The organism is Brevundimonas sp. AC546 (genome assembly GCF_979258305.1).
On the sequence record NZ_OZ409849.1, the window covers coordinates 2,276,880 to 2,295,843 of the forward strand.

Annotated in this window: 17 protein-coding genes; 7 read left to right on the forward strand and 10 right to left on the reverse strand. The window is 67.3% G+C overall.

Annotated features, from left to right (window positions below):
* Positions 1-50 precede the first annotated feature (50 nt).
* Entirely contained in the window at positions 51-365 is a 315-nt protein-coding gene (locus ACZZZD_RS11220) for a hypothetical protein (RefSeq protein WP_463435061.1), read from the reverse strand.
* Between the two features lie 540 nt (positions 366-905).
* Here ACZZZD_RS11220 and ACZZZD_RS11225 point away from each other — a divergent pair.
* Positions 906-1,331 carry a hypothetical protein gene (locus ACZZZD_RS11225; RefSeq protein WP_463435063.1) on the forward strand — a complete coding sequence of 142 codons (426 nt, stop codon included), beginning with the start codon at positions 906-908 and terminating at the stop codon, positions 1,329-1,331.
* A 45-nt stretch (positions 1,332-1,376) separates the two neighbouring features.
* Here ACZZZD_RS11225 and ACZZZD_RS11230 read toward each other — a convergent pair whose 3' ends face one another.
* The 5 genes from ACZZZD_RS11230 to ACZZZD_RS11250 all read right to left on the reverse strand — a co-directional run bounded on the left by ACZZZD_RS11230 (position 1,377) and on the right by ACZZZD_RS11250 (position 6,986).
* The gene (locus ACZZZD_RS11230) at positions 1,377-2,339 is read right to left on the reverse strand and encodes a hypothetical protein (RefSeq protein WP_463435065.1); all 963 of its coding nucleotides are present in this window, start codon (positions 2,337-2,339) and stop codon (positions 1,377-1,379) included.
* Positions 2,339-4,792: a fimbria/pilus outer membrane usher protein gene (locus ACZZZD_RS11235; protein ID WP_463435067.1), complete on the reverse strand. Its 2,454-nt coding sequence runs from the start codon at positions 4,790-4,792 to the stop codon at positions 2,339-2,341. Before ACZZZD_RS11235 ends, ACZZZD_RS11230 begins: the two co-directional genes overlap by 1 nt.
* Positions 4,793-4,796: 4 nt before the next feature.
* Positions 4,797-5,540, reverse strand: a complete 744-nt coding sequence (locus ACZZZD_RS11240) for a fimbrial biogenesis chaperone (protein ID WP_463435068.1) — start codon at positions 5,538-5,540, stop codon at positions 4,797-4,799.
* Between the two features lie 126 nt (positions 5,541-5,666).
* On the reverse strand, positions 5,667-6,284 hold the full coding sequence (locus ACZZZD_RS11245; protein ID WP_463435070.1) for a hypothetical protein: 618 nt from the start codon (positions 6,282-6,284) through the stop codon (positions 5,667-5,669).
* A gap of 129 nt (positions 6,285-6,413) precedes the next feature.
* Entirely contained in the window at positions 6,414-6,986 is a 573-nt protein-coding gene (locus tag ACZZZD_RS11250) for a hypothetical protein (RefSeq protein ID WP_463435071.1), read from the reverse strand.
* A gap of 629 nt (positions 6,987-7,615) precedes the next feature.
* Here ACZZZD_RS11250 and ACZZZD_RS11255 point away from each other — a divergent pair.
* Positions 7,616-7,984, forward strand: a complete 369-nt coding sequence (locus ACZZZD_RS11255; RefSeq protein ID WP_463435072.1) for a TadE/TadG family type IV pilus assembly protein — start codon at positions 7,616-7,618, stop codon at positions 7,982-7,984.
* Entirely contained in the window at positions 7,981-9,633 is a 1,653-nt protein-coding gene (locus ACZZZD_RS11260; RefSeq protein WP_463435073.1) for a TadG family pilus assembly protein, read from the forward strand. The genes ACZZZD_RS11255 and ACZZZD_RS11260 overlap by 4 nt, the downstream gene beginning before the upstream one ends.
* Before the next feature lie 15 nt (positions 9,634-9,648).
* On the opposite strand, the gene ACZZZD_RS11265 is transcribed toward ACZZZD_RS11260, so the two are convergent.
* Positions 9,649-11,004, reverse strand: a complete 1,356-nt coding sequence (locus ACZZZD_RS11265; RefSeq protein WP_463435075.1) for a peptidoglycan DD-metalloendopeptidase family protein — start codon at positions 11,002-11,004, stop codon at positions 9,649-9,651.
* A gap of 319 nt (positions 11,005-11,323) precedes the next feature.
* On the opposite strand from ACZZZD_RS11265, the gene ACZZZD_RS11270 reads away from it, so the two are divergent.
* The 3 genes from ACZZZD_RS11270 to ACZZZD_RS11280 all read left to right on the forward strand — a co-directional run bounded on the left by ACZZZD_RS11270 (position 11,324) and on the right by ACZZZD_RS11280 (position 15,241).
* Positions 11,324-14,569 (forward strand): intermembrane phospholipid transport protein YdbH family protein, encoded by a 3,246-nt coding sequence (locus ACZZZD_RS11270; RefSeq protein ID WP_463435077.1) that lies wholly within the window; start codon positions 11,324-11,326, stop codon positions 14,567-14,569.
* 77 nt (positions 14,570-14,646) lie between these two features.
* Positions 14,647-14,847 (forward strand): YnbE family lipoprotein, encoded by a 201-nt coding sequence (locus tag ACZZZD_RS11275; protein WP_463435079.1) that lies wholly within the window; start codon positions 14,647-14,649, stop codon positions 14,845-14,847.
* Positions 14,848-14,881: 34 nt separating this feature from the next.
* Positions 14,882-15,241 carry a YdbL family probable chaperone protein gene (locus tag ACZZZD_RS11280; protein WP_159847612.1) on the forward strand — a complete coding sequence of 120 codons (360 nt, stop codon included), beginning with the start codon at positions 14,882-14,884 and terminating at the stop codon, positions 15,239-15,241.
* Positions 15,242-15,663: 422 nt separating this feature from the next.
* Here ACZZZD_RS11280 and ACZZZD_RS11285 read toward each other — a convergent pair whose 3' ends face one another.
* Positions 15,664-16,782, reverse strand: coding sequence for a DNA cytosine methyltransferase (locus tag ACZZZD_RS11285; protein ID WP_463435081.1), 1,119 nt, complete (start codon positions 16,780-16,782; stop codon positions 15,664-15,666).
* Between the two features lie 81 nt (positions 16,783-16,863).
* Between ACZZZD_RS11285 and ACZZZD_RS11290 the strand changes: the two genes are divergently transcribed.
* Positions 16,864-17,307 carry a COG3650 family protein gene (locus tag ACZZZD_RS11290; RefSeq protein ID WP_463435083.1) on the forward strand — a complete coding sequence of 148 codons (444 nt, stop codon included), beginning with the start codon at positions 16,864-16,866 and terminating at the stop codon, positions 17,305-17,307.
* A gap of 4 nt (positions 17,308-17,311) precedes the next feature.
* On the opposite strand, the gene ACZZZD_RS11295 is transcribed toward ACZZZD_RS11290, so the two are convergent.
* Complete coding sequence (locus ACZZZD_RS11295) at positions 17,312-18,091, reverse strand: LytTR family DNA-binding domain-containing protein (RefSeq protein WP_463435085.1); 780 nt, start codon at positions 18,089-18,091, stop codon at positions 17,312-17,314.
* 69 nt (positions 18,092-18,160) lie between these two features.
* Positions 18,161-18,916: a TetR/AcrR family transcriptional regulator gene (locus tag ACZZZD_RS11300; protein WP_463435086.1), complete on the reverse strand. Its 756-nt coding sequence runs from the start codon at positions 18,914-18,916 to the stop codon at positions 18,161-18,163.
* Positions 18,917-18,964: the final 48 nt, after the last annotated feature.

Below are 18,964 nucleotides of genomic sequence, written 5' to 3' on the forward strand. Positions count from 1 at the left end.
ATTTTCCAGAGAGAGGACGAGAGCGTGCGCCGGTCAGCGCGAGCGTCGCGTCAGTCTCTGGGAGGGCGTTTCAGACCGTCTGGCGCGTGGGACACGCGCAGGTCATCCAACGGGAAAGCGTGGTCGGCACGCAGATCGACGGCCGTGGTCGCCGTCGTCAGGTCGGGCGTGACGATGGAGCCGGAGTGATGGCAGTGCCCATGGGAGCAAGCGCCGTGCATCGGTTGCTGGCCTTGATCGCGATTGTTATCGACGTCACCCGCCAGGGTCTGAAGCGCGGACGGCTGTTCGACGCCGCACTCGGCGGCCTCGACGATCGGCGCCAGAGCGAACATGGCGACGATCAGCGCGAAGAGCGCCGCCATCCACCGGGTTCTCGTCATCACGGACGCCATCATCGCCGCCTAGCAGATTTCACTGTCCATCGCCATCAGGCAGTCAAATTGACCGACCCTTGAGGTCGATCACAGCGCCAGATACTCAAGGGTCGCCGCTCGACCAGGGGGGCTGAGCGACCAATATTCATGCTCAGAGGGTTTGGGGGCGACCCCCAGACCTCCATTGTGTGCGCTTCTGTCACGGCGACGGCTTCACAGGCCGCTAGGTATTCGGTTTTACAATCGGCAGAAATCAAGTCGCTGATAATTTGAGTATTTCCACCAGACTACGAATCTGGGGGTCGGGCGTTCGAATCGCTCCGGGTGCGCCATCCTTTTCCAGTCGTCGTTGAAAAACTGCGGGAATGCCGTGGTTGTGAGCTTGTCGGCTTTGCATGAAAGATCGTGAGAGCGAGTCTGCGCTGTTTTCGTGCATGCAACAACGCTAACGCATTTTCACCATCCCGCTTAATCCACCCTTGAATCTCGTCGTCTATCGTCGGTCTCGTAGATCGAGGGATTGATCCGATGAATACGAAACGAGCCAAGGGCGTGGCGATGTCTGTTGTCGCGCTGATGCTGATGGCCCAGCCTGCGGCGGCAGGACCCGTGATCAACATCATGGGCCGCGTCGCTACGGTGTGTCGCGTGTCGCTGGAGGGCGGGTCGTCGCAGGTCGCAGAGAATGGCGAGCGAGACCTCGGCCGGCTGACCGAGCTTTGCAACAACGTCGATGGCTATCGCCTCGTGCTGCTGCATCCGGCGGGTCTGGAGGACGCGGCCGTGATGGTCGATGGCGAGCGTATCGAAATCTCGTCGGACTCGACCCGCACTGTCATCGTCGACAGCAATCACGCGGATTATCGCGATCGCAATCTGACGCTGCTGGTCGCCGACAACACCCTGGCGGTGCCGATCAATATCGAAGCTCAGCCCAAGGGCATGATCTTCTGACCCTTGCCCAAATCTAAGTCACAGCGCGCTCTTGATCGCCGACCCTTATAGCAGGGGCGTGCACTGGGACGGCGACGACAGGCCGGCACGAGGGGTGAAGGTTAGGGTCACGACGTCCGAATAGGCGCCGGCCGGAATGTCAGCCGCCTGGGCCTGGGCCAGTTCGACCTGGAACGGATGGGCGCGGCCTGCAGGCGCGGGCGTCCGTGTGCAGCTCAGTTTGGATCCACGTTCCACTGTCACGCCCGACAGCCGCATTCCATACTTCAATCCGTACGGATCGCCCTCGCGGCGTTGCAGGCGTCCCCAGCGCGCGGCGACGTCGATGTCGTAGGGCACGGTGGATTGGGTCGTGACCACCAGGTCGCGTGTCACCGCGCCTCCTGCCGGGTCCAGCGCGCCGAAAGCGATCTCTCCGCGTCGAACGCCGGCTGCGCCCACATATGTCGAAATCCGCTCGGGCACGTTGAGATCGACAGCCAGGCCTGCGCCCTGCTGGAAGTCGGACGAGCCCACGATCTGCTCGCCGGAATAACAGACGAAGCGCGCTTCAAGGGGTTCGTAGTAATCGCCCGAGGCCGCGTCCTGGCCAGCCGGCAGGCTGAACCTCATGGTCTCGGTCACGAGGTCGCCCGACGGGCCGTCTCCGAACTGGACCAAGGCGCCGTTCGTGGCGTTGGGTTGTTCGGCGCCGCTCACGAAGACCTGCCGCGACGTATCGCGGTTCCAGCGAATGTCATAGCCGCCGGGGCCCGAGCCGATGCGTGGCGCGCCCGCGGGAGAATCGACGTCCGCCAGCAGGAAACGGACTGCGGTGGCCGAACTGTCCACCCGGCGAACCCTCAAGGTGAAGGCGCGCTCGATGGGCGCGGGCGAGAACGGGTCGTACTCGAGCGACAGATCCTGACCGGTGATCTGGAACTCGGCGCAACCGGCCGACGCGGCCTGGGGCGCCGCCACGGTCGCGAACGTCGCTAGGGCGGCTGCGGCGATCAGAGTCCTCTTCATCAGCGTGTCTCCGGGCGAAGGACGCCGATACGCACCAATCCCTGGGCGTCGGCAGGAACGTCGAGATAATAGACGGTGGGCGAGGACGAAGAGGCTTCGATCCTCCAGCGGCCGGGGCGCAGGCCCTGGACGGAGAAGCGCCCGGACGCATTGGTGAACATGCGGACCGGCTTGTGATCCGGGTGGGCCAGTTCGATGGCCTGGCCTACCCAGAGGGACAGCGGCTGGTCCGTCGCCGTCGTCAGCTGACCCACGGCGGACACGAAATAGTCGGAGCCGACGGTGATCAGATAGCCCGACCGATAGGGCGGCAGCACCTGGGCGGAACCTGCGCCCAGGTCGTATCCTGGCGGCGCCTCTGGCGCATCGAAGGTCAGGACGCGCGGAGAATAGGCGCTGAGCTCCGGCGAGACCGCGCCGCCCAGAACGCCCGAGCGCGCCGAGAAGAACTCGTCCCGCGGGTCAATGTAGACTACGGCGCCGTTCAGCGACGGATGCGCCCGCACCAGGGCGAAGCTGTCGTAGATCGGGCGCGACACCGCAAAGGCGCCGTCGGCGAAGGCCAGGGAGGCGCCGGCGCGCAGCGAGGTTCGCTGGTCGGTGATCTCACCGCCGTCGGAATCGAAGAAGGTCTGATGGCTGGCGCCCAGCTCGACGCGGTTCAGCACGCTGTTGAAGGAGGCGTTGACGCCTGTCGCCGATTCCGAACGATCGATATTGGCCGCTGCGCTCCAGGAATGGACGCCGCGTCCACGCGATGTCTGATAGCCTACGCGGGCGCGATCGCGACGGGAATCCACCTCCGCCGTGCCGCTTGAGAACGGGCTGAAGCGGTAGATCAGGGCCAGGCGAACGCCATATTCTTCTTCGTTGCGACGGTCCTCGTAGACGCCCTCGACGCTCCATTGGAGGCGGGGGCTGGCCCGCCAGCCGTAGGTCGCCCGCAACGTGCGTTGGTCCGGTTCGTTTGCTCGACCGGCCGAGTAGAAGGCGTCCGTTGTGACATACTGGGTCGCGCCGATGGTGTGGGCGTAGGTCAGGCCCGCTTCCCAGACATAGCGGTTGTCAGCCGCCAGGGTCCCTGGGGTGGCGAAGTCCTCGCTCACGGTCTGGAAGGTTCCGGTCAAGGTGCGGACCGCGCCGAACCCGTCGCCGAAGGTGCGCTCGAAGCTGACGTTCACGGCATAGCCTTCGCCGATGCCGTTGATGGAGGAGGCGGCCACGTCGCCGCCGATCGTGCCGATGGGCGACGCCCAGACGGCCTCGGTCCCGACGACGCCGCCGTCGTTGTTGACGCGGAAGTTGGCGCCGGCGGTGAAAGATTCTGTCAAGCCCCGCCGATAGAAGCCCGACCCGCCCACCTGGTCGGTATAGTCCAGGCCATCGTTGCCGGGCGTGCTTTCGACGCCGGCGAAGACGCCGAACTCAGCCAAGCCGCGCGCCAGCAGGCTGCGGTCGAAGTTGAGGGAGAAGTTGACGACGGTCTCGCGGCCCGCATCGTCGCGGATCACCAGGCGAACGTCGTTGGCGCCCTGAGCGAACGGGAAGTCGCGAATGTCGTAAGTGCCGGGCTCGAGGCGGGTCTGCTGAACCGACCGGCCGTTGATGTAGGTCTCCACCGTGGAGGTGCGTTCCAGGGTGAAGGTGCGCTGGCCGCGCGGCTGGACGTTTCTTTGAGGCTCCAACTCTGCATAGGAACGGACCATCGACAGACCCGCCATCGAGGTCGCGCCCGAGAAACCGCGCGAGATCGGATTGAGGTCGCCCGCCGTGTAGCGGGCCGTGCGTCCGATGTCGTCATAGACCAGTCGCGTGCCGTCGCGGCTGAACCCATCGTTGATGGTCGCCTCGTTCTCCAGCACCACGCCGCGATAGCGGATGGCGCTGTCGAGCAGGATGGTGGGCGTGTCAAATCCGGTATTATCGCTCAGGCCCTGATGGACGTAATCGGTCGAGACGAAGGCTGTGACATAGCCGGCCAGCCGCGCTGGCTCTTCCAAACGCCCCGTCACGGCATAGCTCGATCCCGCGATGCTGATGGACTGTCGGGGACGCAGGGCCGGATCGAGCGTCATGATCAGGCCGAACGTCGCCGGATCATAGGCCAAAGGCAGCCCCAGCGCCGCCAGGGTCTCCGTTGAGACGCGGGCGTCACCGGCCGTCGCGGCGCGGATGCGGGCGGCGTCCATTGTCGACAGGCGCGGCTCCACCAGCGGCAGAAGCGTATCCATGTCGATCAGGATGCGGTCGTCCGCCGTCAGGACGTAATCGACCTCGCCCAGCACGAAGGCGCCGTCCCGCAACGGGCCGCCCAGCGGAATGTCGTGTCCGGATGCGTTCAGACGTTCCGGCGGACGCGGCGCCGTCTGGATCACTTCGGCCATGCCGTCCGCCCATGCCGGGACGACGCAGCCGGCGGCTGCGATAGCGATCACCCACGGCAGGAGTTTCATCGTGTCAGCGCCCTTCGACGGGGGCGATGTCGACGGTGACGGCGCCATCGGCGCGCGGCAAATCGACATTGATGGGTAGCCGGCGTGTCGCGCCCGACGGAATCAGGCCCAGTCCCATCAGACGCTGGATTTCATCCGGCTCGTAGGATTGGCGGAAGACGACGTCGCCTTGGGGATCGCGCTGCGTCACGGTCATGCGTCCACGGCCGACATAGCCGTAGGTCGCGCCGGTATTGCTGACTTGAATCACGGGGCGGCTCTTGCCGTCGGCGCTTGTTTCGATGGCCGTCGAGGCGACCTTCAGATCGGGAGAGGCGCCGTTGGCGCCCACGCTGACCAGAACCTTGAAATTGTAGAGAACCTGGATGGCGTTTTCGTTCTCCGGCAGCTGCACCGGCAGTTGCGCGACGGAAACGTAGTAATGGCGGCTGCCTGTCGGAGCGGGGTCGCCGACCCACTGGACGCGGAACGCCTGGGATTGGCCGGGTTCGACGGTCGCGGTGGCGGGGAAGATCAGCAGATCTTCGCTCTCCTGGTCCGTCTCGCGAAATTCGCCGTCGACCAGTTCGACGGGACGCGCGACCAGTTCGACCGGCACCGTCGTCGTGAAAGTGTTTTGCAGCGTCACCACGGCGGAGCTTCGACGACCGGATGTCAGCAGGTCCAGCACGACGGGCTGGACGTTCAGCGCTGTGACCGGAAGCCCGGACGCCAGGAGCGCAACGCTCGCCAGACCCAGAGCTTTCAAGGCCCGAAAACCACCGCCAAACATGAGAAACCCTATAGCAATGGTTGAAGAAGACGCCGGATCGGTCAAGCTGGACCGATCCGGCGAATATCCCGGCTACGTGAAGCCGGGATTAACAGGCGGGTCTTAGGCGCCCGGCGTCACGATCACTTCGACCGAGCCGGTGTAGGTGCCGGCGGCCAGACGACGGTCGGTCAGCGAGGACCAGTTGATCGCAGTCGGGGTGGAACCGTTCGACGAAGCGACCGGGGCGCCGTCGTTGGATGCTTGAGCAAAGCGAACGTGAGTGTTCGAGTCCGACAGGCTGATGTGGCCGCCGAAGCGCGAAGCAACGGGCGACGCGCCGTTGGTGCTGGTGGAGTCCAGCGCGACGTTGTTGAGGCTGGCGTCCAGGTTGTAGCGGATGAACTGGGCGAAGCCGCCGTCGGCCAGACCGGAGCCGGTCGAGCCGGTACGGGCCAGGACGGCGCGCTTGACTTCAACGCTGTTGTTTACGCCGTTGCAGAAGGCGACGATGCGCGCGCCGTTCAGGGCGTTCGCGATTTCCGTCGTCACGCCCGAGCGGACCTTGGCGTCCGAATCGGTCAGGTCTTGACCCAGCGTCACGGTGGTTTGCTGGGCCGAGACGCCGCACTTCGGAGCGACCGAAGCGTTGATGGCGACGGATTGCGAGTCTTGGGCCGAAGCGGCGCCGGCGATCATCAGGGCGGCGGCCGAAACGGCCACGAAAACGGTACGGTTCATTTTACGTTCCTTGAAAGAATGGACCGGCCTTGACCGGCGTTGTGATCGAGGAAGGCGAAATGCTCTGCCTCGGGGCTTCGGGCGACGCCGAAACGCCTCCGCGAATTCTGTGTTGTCGGCTCTGCGTCGTCATGCGCGCGCGCCGATGGTGAGTGTGACGGTGTCGCTGTACTGGCCTGCGGCCAGGCGGCGACCCAAGGTCGTCTGAGACGGCCAATCGACGGTCAGGACCGCCTCGCGACCGATGGCGACACCATCGCCCGAGCCCAATCCGTTCGGTTGAGCCAGGATGCAGTCGCCGCCGTCGCGAAGCTCGGTAGACAGGCAGCGGCCGCTCTGGACCTGACCCGCGTCGGTATCGATTTTGACGCTCAGTCCATAGGTCTTGTCGAAAGCGTAGCCCGACTGATCGTCTGACGCGGACTGATTGACGAGGCGACCCGCACCCGCCCGGGCCGAAATCGTGAAGGGGGTGTTGCAGTCGATGCGAAGCGCAAGGTCCTGGCTGTGAGCATCTTCTAGATCGGTAGCGACATCCAGGATGGCGGCGGCGCCCGGCGTGAAACCGCAGCGTTCGGCCACGGTCGCCGTCACCGCAATATCGACCCCGTCAGCAGCCTGCGCTTGCACGCTTCCTGCGAACAGGCAGATCGCTGCGGCGGCCCCAAAGGCCGCGTATTTGCCGAAGCGTACGAACGCCATCCCCAACCCCTGCCCCCGACGCCTCTCCGGCGCCTTGATCGGTCACACCCTTACAAAAGCTGGGCCATGCCAATTTGGGACACCTTTGATCCGCGACGGCGCTAAAAGGCAAGTGAAATTAATACTTCCTTAACTAGATTCTGATCGACGACCGTGATTCGACAAAAAATCTCGTGCGTTCCCCCGAACTGCGCGCTCGAAAGGCGGACTCACCCGGGTCGACAAGCGTGGGTGTATCAAAATGGCGCGACGAAGGCCGGTGGACCCATTCGTACCCATCCCCGTAATGCGCGGATATTTTGCCGGGATCGCGAGACCTTCATTGATCGCGCCAAGCCGAAGGGGCGGCTATGATCAGCCACGGGAACACCGTCACTGTAAGCTTTGGAACTCATTGAGGGACAAACCCACTCCAAGGCCAGTTATTACAGCCAAGACGAAATAACTGGGCGAGCCGTCGGCGCGTGGCGGTTTTACGTGTTTGCGGTGTGTCGCGAGGTCGGCTTCGCGGCCACACGATCCCTTAACCGCGCCCAGCTACAACTTCTGCGAGTAATTGTGAGGTTGGCATGCGGACGCTTTGGCCCATTCCTCGAAGGACCCGATGCCGGCGCGAAGGCGTGGCGGCGGTGGAGTTTGCGCTGGTCGGGCCGATCCTGATCCTGCTGCTGCTCGGCATCGTCGTCTATGGCGGCTGGTTCATGATGGCGCAGTCGGTTCAGGCCCTGGCGTCGGAGGGCGCGCGGGCGGCGGTCGGGGGGCTGGATGTGGCCGAACGCGACGGCCTGGCGCGGCGAGAAGTGACCGAGGCGGTCAGGGGCGTGGCGTTGAACCCTGACCGGACGACGATCCAGGTCGCCGAGGACGACGGGCGATTGCGGGTGGTGGTGGTCTACGACGCCAGCGACAGCCCCATCATGCTGCTGGGCGGCATGCTGCCTCGGCCGCCGGCGGTCATCCGTCGATCGTCGGTGGTTCATGTGGGCGACTACGAATGATCGGCCGCCTCAGCCGGTTCGGCGCCGATCGACGCGGCGCGGTCGCGGTGATCGCGGCGGTGGCGGGCGCGGTTCTGTGCATCGTCACGGCGGCGGCGATCGACCTTGGCGTTCTGGTGCTGCACACGCGCCGCGTCCAGGGCGCCGCCGATCTCGCCGCCCTTTCGGCGGCGCAGAACCTCAAGCACGGCGACGCTGTCGTGCGTCGCGCGGCCAGTGCGACGGTCCAGGCCAACGTGGCGCCCGATGTCACGGTGACGGTCGCGACGACCATCGGCGTCTACAGACCAGACCCCGCCAAGGCGAGCGATCAGCGCTTCACCTCGGGCGGCGAGACGCCCAACGCCGTTCGGGTCGAGGTGACCAGCCGTGCGCCGCTGTTCTTCAGCCGGTTGTTGCTGGGCGAGACCGAGATGCGGGTGAGGCGTCGCGCGACCGCGTCCGTGTCGGGAACGCCGCCCAAGGCCATGTTCTCCATCGGCTCGCGTCTGGCGCGGCTGGACGGCGGCGTGGTCAATCAGGTGCTGGGCGGCCTGACGGGCTCCCAGGTCTCGCTCAGCGTCATGGATTACCGGCGGCTAGTGGACCTAGACGTCAATCTGTTGGGGTTCACCGATGCGCTGGCGACGGACCTGGGTGTTGAGATCGGCGACTATGACCGGCTGCTGGCGACCGAGGTCGATGCGGGGCGGGCGCTGAAGGTTCTCGAACGGCTGGCGGGGGGCGCCGACGGCGGCGCCCTGGGCAAGCTGGCCTCGGCCTCGGTCGGGACCAAGGTGAAGCTGGGCGACGTGATCGGCATAGAGGCCCAGGCGCCTCAGGGCATCCGCGAGGGACTGAACGCGTCGGTCTCGGCGATGGATCTGGTCATGGCCATGCTGGAGGCGGGGGGCGGGGACCGTCAGATCGCGTTGAACCTGGGCGTGCCCGCCGGCCTGGCCGATCTGAAGGTCAGTCTGGCGATCGGCGAGCGACCCAACCGCTCGCCCTGGCTGACGGTGACGGCGAGCGGCCAGCCGATCATTCGCACGGCCCAGGCGCGGCTCTATGTTCGGGCCAGGACGGCCCAGGCCCTGTCAGGTCTGGCGCGGGTCGAACTGCCGATCCTGGTCGAGCTGGCGGCGTCCGAGGCGCGGCTGAAATCCCTGTCCTGCGATCCCGCACGGTCGGTCGAGGTCGATGTGCGGCCGGGGCTGGCGCGCGCCTCCATCGGCGTCGTGGACGAGACGAAGCTGGAGGACTTCAAGACGGCGCTGGCGCCCCGCCCGGCGACCCTGCTTTCTGTGCTGGGGCTGGTCACCCTCACCGGCAAGGCGGATGTTGAGGCGGCCGATACGGGTTTCAGGCCGCTGAAGTTCGACGCGGCGGATATCGAGGCGCAGCGGGTCAAGACCATGGCCTCGCGCAGTTTCGCCAGCGGGCTGGTCTCAAGCCTGCTGGCCAGACTGGACGTGACGGTGAACGGGCTCGATTTGGGCGGTCTGACCCGCGCCCTGGGCCAGTTGCTCGCGCCGCTCGGGCCGGTTCTGGACGGGGTGTTGAACCCGGTGCTGGACGTGCTGGGTCTGAAACTAGGCGAGGCCGACGTGGTGGTGCACGGCCTGTCCTGCCCCGCCCAGGGGCGTTCGACGGTCAAACTGGTCGGGTGAGCTCTCTGGCGCGGATCAGCCGCGCGCGGGACGCAGCCCTTCGGCCGAAGCTTGCTGCATCGACGGGCGTTTCTGACCGCCCGAGGCGATGATGCGGTCGATGCGGGTCTTTTCGGCACGGAAGGCGGTCAGGTCGGCGCCGGCCAGTTCCGTGCCTTCCTGGGTGCGCACGCCAGCGGGATTGATCCGCCGTCCGCCGCGCCACAGCTCATAGTGCAGGTGAGGGCCCGTCGAGGCGCCGGTCGAGCCGACATAGGCGACGATTTGACCCTGGCTGACCCGCTGGCCGGCGCGAATGCCCGAGCCATAGCGCGACAGGTGACCGTAGCCGCTTTCGAGGCCGTTGTTGTGACGGATGCGCAGCCAGTTGCCATAGCCGCCCCAGCGGCGGGCCTCGACCACCACGCCGTCGGCGGGGGCCACGACCGGCGTGCCGGTGCCGGCGGCGAAGTCGATGCCCTGGTGCATCTTCTTGTAGCCCGAGATCGGGTGGGTGCGGAAACCGAAGCTGGACGACACCCGCCGGAAGCTCTGCAGCGGGGTGCGCATCATGGCCGAGCGCAGGTTCTTGCCGTTGGCGTCGAAGAATTGGGCGTCCTTCGCTCCGGCCGGCTTGAAGCGATAGAAGGTGACGCCGCGCAGTTCGGCGTACATCAGGTCGCCCACGTCCACGGTGCGGCCGGCCTCGGTCACTTCACGGTCGAAGACCATGGTGAACTCGTCGGTGGCGCGGATGTCGCGCTGCATGTCGAACTTGGTGGCGAACAGGCGGCTGGCGGAACGGACGATGGAGGCGGTGGCGCCCAGTTCGCGGGCGCTGGCGGACAGCGACCGCTCGACGTCGCCCTTCAGCACCACGGTCTCGTGGGTGACTTTTTCTTCCAGCGAACGCAGGCGCAGGGCGCCGTCGAAGCTGCGCGATACGGTCAGCTGGGACGCCGGGCCGGTGCGCATGGTCAGGCCGATCAGGCGGGCGTCGCCACGGCCGTCGCGCGGCTTGGCGATGGCGGTCTCGAATTTCAGGCCGGCGCGCAGGTCGGCGAGGTCGAAGGCGTTGGCGACGGTGGCGGCGACGGCGCTGGCTTCTTCCGGCGCGACGCCGGTGCGGGCGACGGCCTGCTCGAAGGTTTCGCCGCGGCGGATCTGGACGTTGACGGCCTCGGGCGCGGTCATGCCGGCGGGGGCGTTGGCGGAGGCGAAGGCCTTGGCTTCCATAGCGGCCATCTGGGCCGAGGTCAGCGCCGGAACTTCTTCGGCCTGAGCGGGTTGATAGGCTCTACCGGCGAGCATCGCCACCGAGATTGCGGCGACCGCAGTCAGCATGTGCGGCGCGAGCCGTGTCGGCTGGCGGCGTGGGTCGAACTGAGCCATCGGTCCCCGTCGTATTGCGACGCCTGCGGCGCCAAAGCGTTACTCGTTCTCGAAGTTCGCGCCGATCGCCCATGGCGCGAGGGCGGTGCTATACCTTGCCTGTCTCACTTTGGGAAGACAGACCGTTACAAACGGTTAACGTCCGAATCAGGATGGATTGTTCGTTGTGGACGAGCCCAGTTCCTCGCGCCCCTTTATCGCCTAGCTTCGCCGCCAATGAACGCGCCGTCGAACGCCGCCTGTGACGCTTTGATCTTGTGCTCGGGATCAGGATGACGAAGGTGGTCGGCGACCTGTTTCAATCACGCGATCGATCCGCTTGACCGACACCCCCGCTCAGATCTCCGCACCAATGCCCGAGGGCAAGTCGCCCAAGGCAAAGCCGCGTCGCCGCGTCCTGCGCGCTGTCGCCGTTGGGGGGCTGATCCTAGCGCTGCTGCTCGGCGTGGCGGCGGCCGTCCTCTATCTCAACCGGCGGGCGGTGGCGCGTGACGTCTTGGTCGGCTGGCTGGATCAGCGTGGCATCCAGGCCGATGTCGAGGTCGAGCGGGTCGAGATCGACGGCTTCGTCGGCCGCATTCGCATCGGCGATCCCAGAAATCCCGATGTGGTGGTCGAGCGGGCCGAGGTCGATTACGCTGTCGCCCTGCCGTGGTCCAAAACGGGCCTTGGCGTCACGCCCAGCCGCATCCGCCTGGTTCGGCCGGTGGTCCGCGCCAGCTGGAAGGGCGGGAAACTGTCGCTCGGATCGCTGGACCCGCTGGTCAAGGAGTTCACCGGCGGCCCGCCACGCCCGGACCAGCGCAGTCCTCTGGTCATCATCGAGGGCGGGCGCGGGCGGCTGGACACCGAATATGGGCCGGTCGAGATCCTGGCCGACGCCCGCATCGACGACGGCAAGCTGATGCGGCTGGCGGCGCGCCTGCCCACGGCGGCGCTGAAGAGTGGCGCGGTCGAGGCCCGGGGCCTGTCCGCGACGCTGGACCTGACCACCACGGGCGACCGGGTGGCGCTGCGGCTGCTGGCGGCGGCCGACGCCTTCACGACGCCTGCGGCCCAAGGATCGCTTCAGGGGCGGGGGGCGAATCTGACCCTGACCGGCGACCTGCCCTATCCCGATCTGAAGACCCGACGCGGCGACGGCCGGGTGGTTCTGGACGCCCGCCTGACCGGCGCGAGCCTGGGAACCGAAAACTTTGGCGCGCGCAGCGCCGATGTCACGGCCCGGTTTGACGGCGTCGTCTCCGGCTGGATCGAGACCTTCCGCCTCGAAGGCGCGACGACGACCGCGTTGAAGGCGGCGGCGGTCCAGGGTGCGGACCTGCGCATCATCGATGTCGTTGCGACGGCGACGAAGGCCAAGCTGACCGTCTCGCGCGACGACGCCTTGCGCTGGAGCGTGCAGGCGCCCCTGTCCCTGACGGCCGCCTCAGGCCGGATGGGCCAGACGACGATCAACCGCCTGTCGCTGACCTCGCGCGCCCTGACGTTCGGCGGCAAGGATGCGGCCTTCGAGGCGACCGGCCCGGTCAGCGCGACCTTCGACCGGTTCGGTTTCGGCGACCTGGCATTGAAGCGCGGCCGCGCCGACCTGAACCTGGATGTCGTCAGCGACGGCGTGATCCAGATCGGCGCCGATGGCTCGTTGCGAGCGGCCGATGGAGCCTGGCCCCTGTTCGGCCCGGTCGGTCCCGACGACATCGCCGAACTGGCCGAAATGAAACGCGCGCTGGGCAGCTTCGCCCTGAACGCCCCCGCCATCCGGTTCGCGACCGGCACGGCCGGAACGACGGTCGCCCTGGTGCGCCCCGTGACCCTGACCCCGGCCAACGGCGGCGTCCTGACCGTGGCTCAAGCGGGCGAGGGCGCCTATCAGGCCGAGGCCGGCCGCCTGGGCGGCGGCGCGCTGACCGTCATCGCCACACGCGGCACGGGCCTGCCGGAGATGACCGTCGCCGTGCCCAACTGGCGCCTGACCGAGACTGGGTTCGAGGCGACGCTGGACGGCCGCGCCCGTCTGGATTTCGACCTGGCGCGCGGCATCGACGCCCGGACGCGCGGCGTCCTGGCCATGACCGACGGGCGGCTCACCTATGCGACCCCGGACTGCGTGGACCTGACGGTCGAGCGGCTGGAACTGGACGAGAACGACGTGCATCAGGTCGCCGGCAAGCTGTGCCCCCAAGGCGGGCCGCTGCTGACGTCCAAGGACGGCGTCTGGCGCGTCGTCGGCGCCTTCAATCAGGTCTCGGCCCAGGCCCCCTTCCTGGGCATGCGGTTCGCCGATGCGTCTGGCCGAGTGACGGTCGATGGGACCAAGGCGGGCGTCGGCCTGACGGCGAACGTCACAGCCGCCAAGGCCATCGACGCCCTGACGCCTGCGCGGTTCGAACCCCTGGCCGCGACCGGTCAAGCGACCCTAGCCAATGAACGCTGGAGCGGCGCCTTCGACCTGAAGGGCACGGGCGAGGCGGCGACCTACAACCTTGGCCGCCTGACCTTGGCGCACGACGGCCGCACGGGTTCTGGCGGCATCGTCATTACGGCCCCCAATGTGACCTTCGCCGAGCACGGGCTTCAGCCGGAGATGCTCAGCCCCCTGGCCGCCGACTTCCTCGCGTCGCCGGTCAACGGTTCAGTCAGCTTCGACGGCCGGTTCGACTGGACCAAGGACGCCGAGCCCACCTCCAGTGGGCATCTGGTCACGCCGGGCCTGGATTTCGTCAGCCCGGCCGGCGCGGTCAAGGGCCTGCGCGGCGACGTGGTCTTCAGCAGCCTGACCCCTCTGATCACCGCCCCGAACCAAAAGCTGACGGCCGACAGCCTGGCGGTCGGGACGGCGGTCACTGCCCTGGACGTGACCTTCTCGGTCAACGAGGCGGGCGTCCTGATCGACGGCGCCCAGGTCGCGGCCGGCGGCGGAACCGTCTCGGTCGAGCCCTTCACCGTCCCGCTGGACGCGACTCAGCCCTACAGCGGCGTCATCGTGCTGGACCGGGTGCAACTGGGCGATATCGTCGCCGACACCGGCTTCGACGACAAGGTTCTGCTGGACGCCGTGGTCTCGGGCCGTCTGCCCTTCATCATGGACCCCAAGACGGGCCTCAAGATCACCGCCGGAACCCTGGGCGCGGTCCAGCCGGGCCGGTTGTCGATCAAGCGCGAGGTCCTGACCGACGTCAATGCGGGCGGCGGCGGCGAGGAACTACCCTCCGGCATGGTCGAGGATCTGGCCTATCAGGCGATGGAGAACCTGTCCTTCGACATGCTCAGCGCCGACGTGAACAGTATGGACGGCGGCCGGGTCTCGGTGTTGTTCCATATTCGCGGCCGCCACGACCCGCCGCAAAGGCAGGAGCTGCGCCTGACCCTGACCGAGCTGATCAGCCGCGAGTTCCTGAACCGCAAATTGCCCCTGCCGTCGAACACCCAGATCGACCTGACGCTGGATACGACCCTGAACGCCAACCAGCTGATCTCGGACCTGCTGGCGGTCAATCGCGCTCGCCAGGGTCAGCAGGAGCCGGACCCGACGACGACGCCAACACCGGCCCCCGTCGATTGAACTTCACCATTCAGCGCGCGTTCACTTGGGGACGTGCTATTAGACGCATCATTCTCGGCCGAACCGGAGCCCACGTCATGATCCACAAGCGCCAACTGGCCGGCCTCGGCCCCGTCGCCTTCGTTGGAGCGGTCGTCGTCGCCCTCGCGGCCTGCGCCCCGACCATCCGTCTTGAGGTCGCGCCGATCCAGATCTACGCCAAGCTGGACGCCGACGTGCGCGTCCGCCTGGACCAGGAGCTGCAGACGCTGCTCCAGCAAAACCCCAACCTCTTCTGATTTCCCGCTTCTCTTCTGAAAGGGACAGGCTGACATGACCTTCCGCAAACTCTTCGTCATCGGCGCCGCCGTCGCCGCCATGGGTGTCGCCGGGGCCGCCATCGCCCAGACCGGCGCTCAAAAGGCCCAGATCGATCAGGCCAAGGCCGCCGGCACGGTCGGCGAACAGGCCGACGGCTTCCTGGGCTTCCGTACCCCGACCTCGGACGCCGGCCTGCGCGCCGCCGTCGACGCCACCAACGCCGGCCGCCGCGCCGCCTACGCCCGCAGCGCGACCGACGCCGGCACCTCGGCCGATGTCGCCGGCGCCCGGATGTTCGAATCCCAGCTCCTGCCCCGCATCTCCTCGGGCCAATGGTATCGCAACGCGCAAGGCCAGTGGGTCCAGCGCTAAACTAAAAGACCGTCACCCTCGGGCGCGTCCCGAGGGCCCACGGGGGGGGTCAGGCAAGAACTGCGGGGTCGGGTTGCGCGGCCTCAAACCCTTGCGGGCTGCCTACCCATCCTGTTGCGCAAGAAGAAAAGACGCGTTTTCAGGCCGCTAGACTGCCGGATCGTCATCTTCCTTAGCGCCACGTCAGACCGGGTTATGATGCCTGCCCGGTCTTTGACATCGCCATGCCCACGACTTGGACTCTTGGACTCGTTGGACTGTTTTTTCGGAGTCCAACTTCGCCGAGTAAATTGCACCTTGTTGCACGGGTATAATTTGAGGCTGAATTTTATATCAACGACAACAATGCTCTGAGGAAAGATTGCACCCATTGCACTGTTTCTCCGTTGCAGTGCAATTCCGCCCTCAACCGCCTCGCCGGATCAGGCCGCCGCGCGCCGATCCGACAGCGCGGGCAGCAGCAGCCCCTCCGCCAACGCCCTGACCACAGGCACGGCGACGGCGTCGCCCATCAGCTTCAGCGCCGCGCTCTCGCTGGACGGCAGGCGATAGTCCTCGCCCACCCCCATCAGCCGCGCCGCCTCACGCCCCGTCAGGCGTCGCACCCGCGCCCGGCCCTGATCGCACACCACCACATATTGTCGCGACGATCCGCCGGCCGGCGTCCTCAGACATCCGGCCAGGCCGTCGAACCGGATCTCCAACCGCTGGACCTTATGGCCGTCCTCGGTCCGCACCCGACGATAGGCGGCCCCGACGCAGCGCCGGCCCGAGGCCACGGCCGCCGCGATCCGCGCGCGGTGCAGCGGTCCGGCCAGGGCTAGGATGGCGTCCGCATCCTCCAGCCATTTCACGGCGTCGTCCGGCTCCAGCACGACGGCCAGATCCAGATTGCGCTGGGCCGGCGCGGGCAGGGACCACCAGGCCCAGGCGACCTTCACCGCCTCGGGCAGGCGAGCATGAGCGGCGATCAGGCGCGGCGAATGAAAGGGTGCTAGAGGCTCCGGCGCGCTAGGCGCATCGCCCCGAATAGCGACCACGAACAGGCGCGGCCGCGACTGGGGCAACCAATGGGCCGCATCTATCTCCAGCGCCCCGACCGTATATCCCGCCTGGACCATTGCCGAGCACACGGCCGCGAAGTCCCGTCCGTGACCGGACGTCAGCAGGCCGATCACATTCTCCAGCACGATCACGCGCGGGCCGCGCCCCTCGGCCGCCAGCCCCTGCATCAACCGCCAGAACCCCCAGAAGGCGCCCGACCGCCCGGCCTCCAGCCCGCCCCGCGCGCCGGCCAGACTGACGTCCTGACAGGGCGAGGAGGCCCAGGCCATGTCGGGCGCTCCCGGCAAATCCTCGACCGTCAGGCCCCAGACATCTCCCTGGCGAAACGGCGTCTGCGGATGATTGGCTGTGAAGGCGCGGGTCTTGGCCGCATCCATGTCGTTGGCGAAGACGGTGTCTATGCCGGCGCCCGACAGGCCCAGACCCGCCAGACCGCCCCCGGCGAAGAACTCGTATGCGCTGGGGCGAATCGACATCCCGCCAGCATAACCCAGGCCCCGCCCTTGACCGAGGCCGCACGCGACCACACCTGCGCAGGGAGGAAAGGGAGGCCGTCCATGCGTTTCATATTGCCCGTTCTGTTGGCCGGCGCCGCCCTGGCCGGCTGTTACGACCGCGAGGCCAATGCGCCCAAGGCCGCCGATGCGCCCGAGACGGCCGTCACCCTGGGCGGCGTCGATCTGGGCAAGCCGGTGCGCGCTCTGGGCACCGAGCCCTTCTGGGGCGTGGAGATCACGCCCGACGCCCTGATCTACACCCGCGTCGATCAGCCGGCCCAGCGCGCGCCCAATCGCGGCGCGACGGTTCAGGGCACGGTCGCCACCTTCGCCAGCTCCACCGACCTGAACCAGGCTCTGAACGTCGTCCTGATCGCCACCGAATGCTCGGACGGCATGAGCGACCGCACCTATCCGCTGACGGCCAAGGTCGAGATCGGCGACGACACCCTGACCGGCTGCGCGGCCCCGGCGTCAATGCTGACGGCCCAGCCCGCGCCCTGATCAGTTACCACCATTCGGCGTCGCGCAGCATCCGGGCGTAGCGGCGGCTGACCGGCGCCGACAGGCCGCCGTCCAGGGTCAGGGTCGCCCGCCCGTCGCCGCGCTCGACACCCCGCACCGCGTCGCGCGCCACCCACCAGCTGCGGTGCGTCTGGGCGCCTTCCAGCCCCTCCAACTCCTCCACTGCATCCGACAGCCGCATCAGGATCAGGTCCGATCCCCGGTCGGTGTGGATGCGCAGATAATGGTCCTCGGCCTGGACCGCGCGCAGGGTCGCGCCCTTCAGCTTCATCGGCAGGCGTTCGAGAAACCGCACGGGCCGGGCCGTCGTCTCGGTCGGAGCCGCATGGGTCTGGACCGGCCGAGCGCGCCCCAGGAAGACGTTCAGCGTCGTCACCGCCGCCGTCACCACCACGACCGGCACGACCACCTGAGGCAGCACCGCCAACGGGTACAGGCGCTGGGCGAAGAACAGACCCGTCGCGGCCCAGACGAGGATGCACGCCGGCCCGGTGATCATCACCACCATGACCGCGATGGTCAGCCACGGCCGCTCGTCTATATCCAGAAAACGGCTGACAAAAGCGCTGCACAGATGACCCCACATCCCGCCCAGCACCATGACCACGACCCAATAGGCCAGCCGTGGACCGAACGCCGCGCCCGCCGTCCCGAACGCCCCGGTCATCGCCAGGAAGACGCCGCCCAGAACGGCGACGATCAGGCCGCGCAGGAAGGTTCGGCGGCGCTCGGCGGCAAGGGTCGTCATGGCGGCTTTCGGCATCAGGAGATCGCGCCTTGAGACCACGATTTCCCGCCCGTTGAAAGGAGGGGGCGAAAGACGCTGCGCCCTTCAGGCCTGACGCGGCGACATCCCGACCACGGCGCGGAACCCCGCCGCCGCGAACCGGACCATATAGTCGCCCGCCGTCTCCAGATCGCCCGACCGCGCCCGTCCGTTCGACAGCCGGTCCAGCCGCCCCGTCTCGCCCAGCGTCAGGGTCAGGGCGCCCGACAGATTGTGATAGCCCCAGTACAGATCGACCTCGCTGGCGCCTGGCAGAACCAAGGCAATCAGTTCGATCAGCCGGTGGATCGCCGGGTCGAAATAGCGCGCCATGGTCTCGCCCCCGAAGGAGGGGTTGGCGTTGGTCTGGGCCACCAGGGCGGAATAGTGTTTCCAACCCGGCCCGCCCTTCAGCGACCATTCGAACGGCGGCCGCAGGAAGGCTTCCAGCAGGCCTTCCAGCGTCATCTCATCGCCCGCCGTCTCGGCATAACGGTCGATGGCGGAGACCCGGTCGGCGTTCCACACCTCGGCCCGGCGCAGGAAGACGGCGTCGAACAGCTCGCGCTTGGCCCCGAAATAATAATGGACAAGTGCGGTATCCACGCCTGCCTCGCGCGCCACCTCGCGGATGGTGACGCCATAGAAGCCGTGTTTGGAGAACAGGTCCTCGGCCGCGTCCAGGATCAGGTCGCGGGTCTCGCCCGCCGCCTTGGCCTGGGCCTTGGGCGGACGGCCACGCCTGGCCGGCGCAGCGCCCGCCGCCTTGCGACGCGCGGCGGCGGGGCGGTGTGTCGGGATGGCGGCGTCCGGCTTGCTCATGCGGCAAGGCTAGGCTTGAGCCCTCTTCGGTGCAACGGGCGCCGGTGC

What these genes read in the sequence shown, in the direction of transcription:
- ACZZZD_RS11220 (WP_463435061.1), bottom strand. Translation starts at nt 365, where the DNA reads ATGGCGGCGCTCTTCGCGCTGATCGTCGCCATGTTCGCTCTGGCGCCG.
- ACZZZD_RS11225 (WP_463435063.1), top strand. Translation starts at nt 906, where the DNA reads ATGAATACGAAACGAGCCAAGGGCGTGGCGATGTCTGTTGTCGCGCTG.
- ACZZZD_RS11230 (WP_463435065.1), bottom strand. Translation starts at nt 2,339, where the DNA reads ATGAAGAGGACTCTGATCGCCGCAGCCGCCCTAGCGACGTTCGCGACC.
- ACZZZD_RS11235 (WP_463435067.1), bottom strand. Translation starts at nt 4,792, where the DNA reads ATGAAACTCCTGCCGTGGGTGATCGCTATCGCAGCCGCCGGCTGCGTC.
- ACZZZD_RS11245 (WP_463435070.1), bottom strand. Translation starts at nt 6,284, where the DNA reads ATGAACCGTACCGTTTTCGTGGCCGTTTCGGCCGCCGCCCTGATGATC.
- ACZZZD_RS11250 (WP_463435071.1), bottom strand. Translation starts at nt 6,986, where the DNA reads ATGGCGTTCGTACGCTTCGGCAAATACGCGGCCTTTGGGGCCGCCGCA.
- ACZZZD_RS11260 (WP_463435073.1), top strand. Translation starts at nt 7,981, where the DNA reads ATGATCGGCCGCCTCAGCCGGTTCGGCGCCGATCGACGCGGCGCGGTC.
- ACZZZD_RS11265 (WP_463435075.1), bottom strand. Translation starts at nt 11,004, where the DNA reads ATGGCTCAGTTCGACCCACGCCGCCAGCCGACACGGCTCGCGCCGCAC.
- ACZZZD_RS11275 (WP_463435079.1), top strand. Translation starts at nt 14,647, where the DNA reads ATGATCCACAAGCGCCAACTGGCCGGCCTCGGCCCCGTCGCCTTCGTT.
- ACZZZD_RS11280 (WP_159847612.1), top strand. Translation starts at nt 14,882, where the DNA reads ATGACCTTCCGCAAACTCTTCGTCATCGGCGCCGCCGTCGCCGCCATG.
- ACZZZD_RS11285 (WP_463435081.1), bottom strand. Translation starts at nt 16,782, where the DNA reads ATGTCGATTCGCCCCAGCGCATACGAGTTCTTCGCCGGGGGCGGTCTG.
- ACZZZD_RS11290 (WP_463435083.1), top strand. Translation starts at nt 16,864, where the DNA reads ATGCGTTTCATATTGCCCGTTCTGTTGGCCGGCGCCGCCCTGGCCGGC.
- ACZZZD_RS11295 (WP_463435085.1), bottom strand. Translation starts at nt 18,091, where the DNA reads ATGCCGAAAGCCGCCATGACGACCCTTGCCGCCGAGCGCCGCCGAACC.
- ACZZZD_RS11300 (WP_463435086.1), bottom strand. Translation starts at nt 18,916, where the DNA reads ATGAGCAAGCCGGACGCCGCCATCCCGACACACCGCCCCGCCGCCGCG.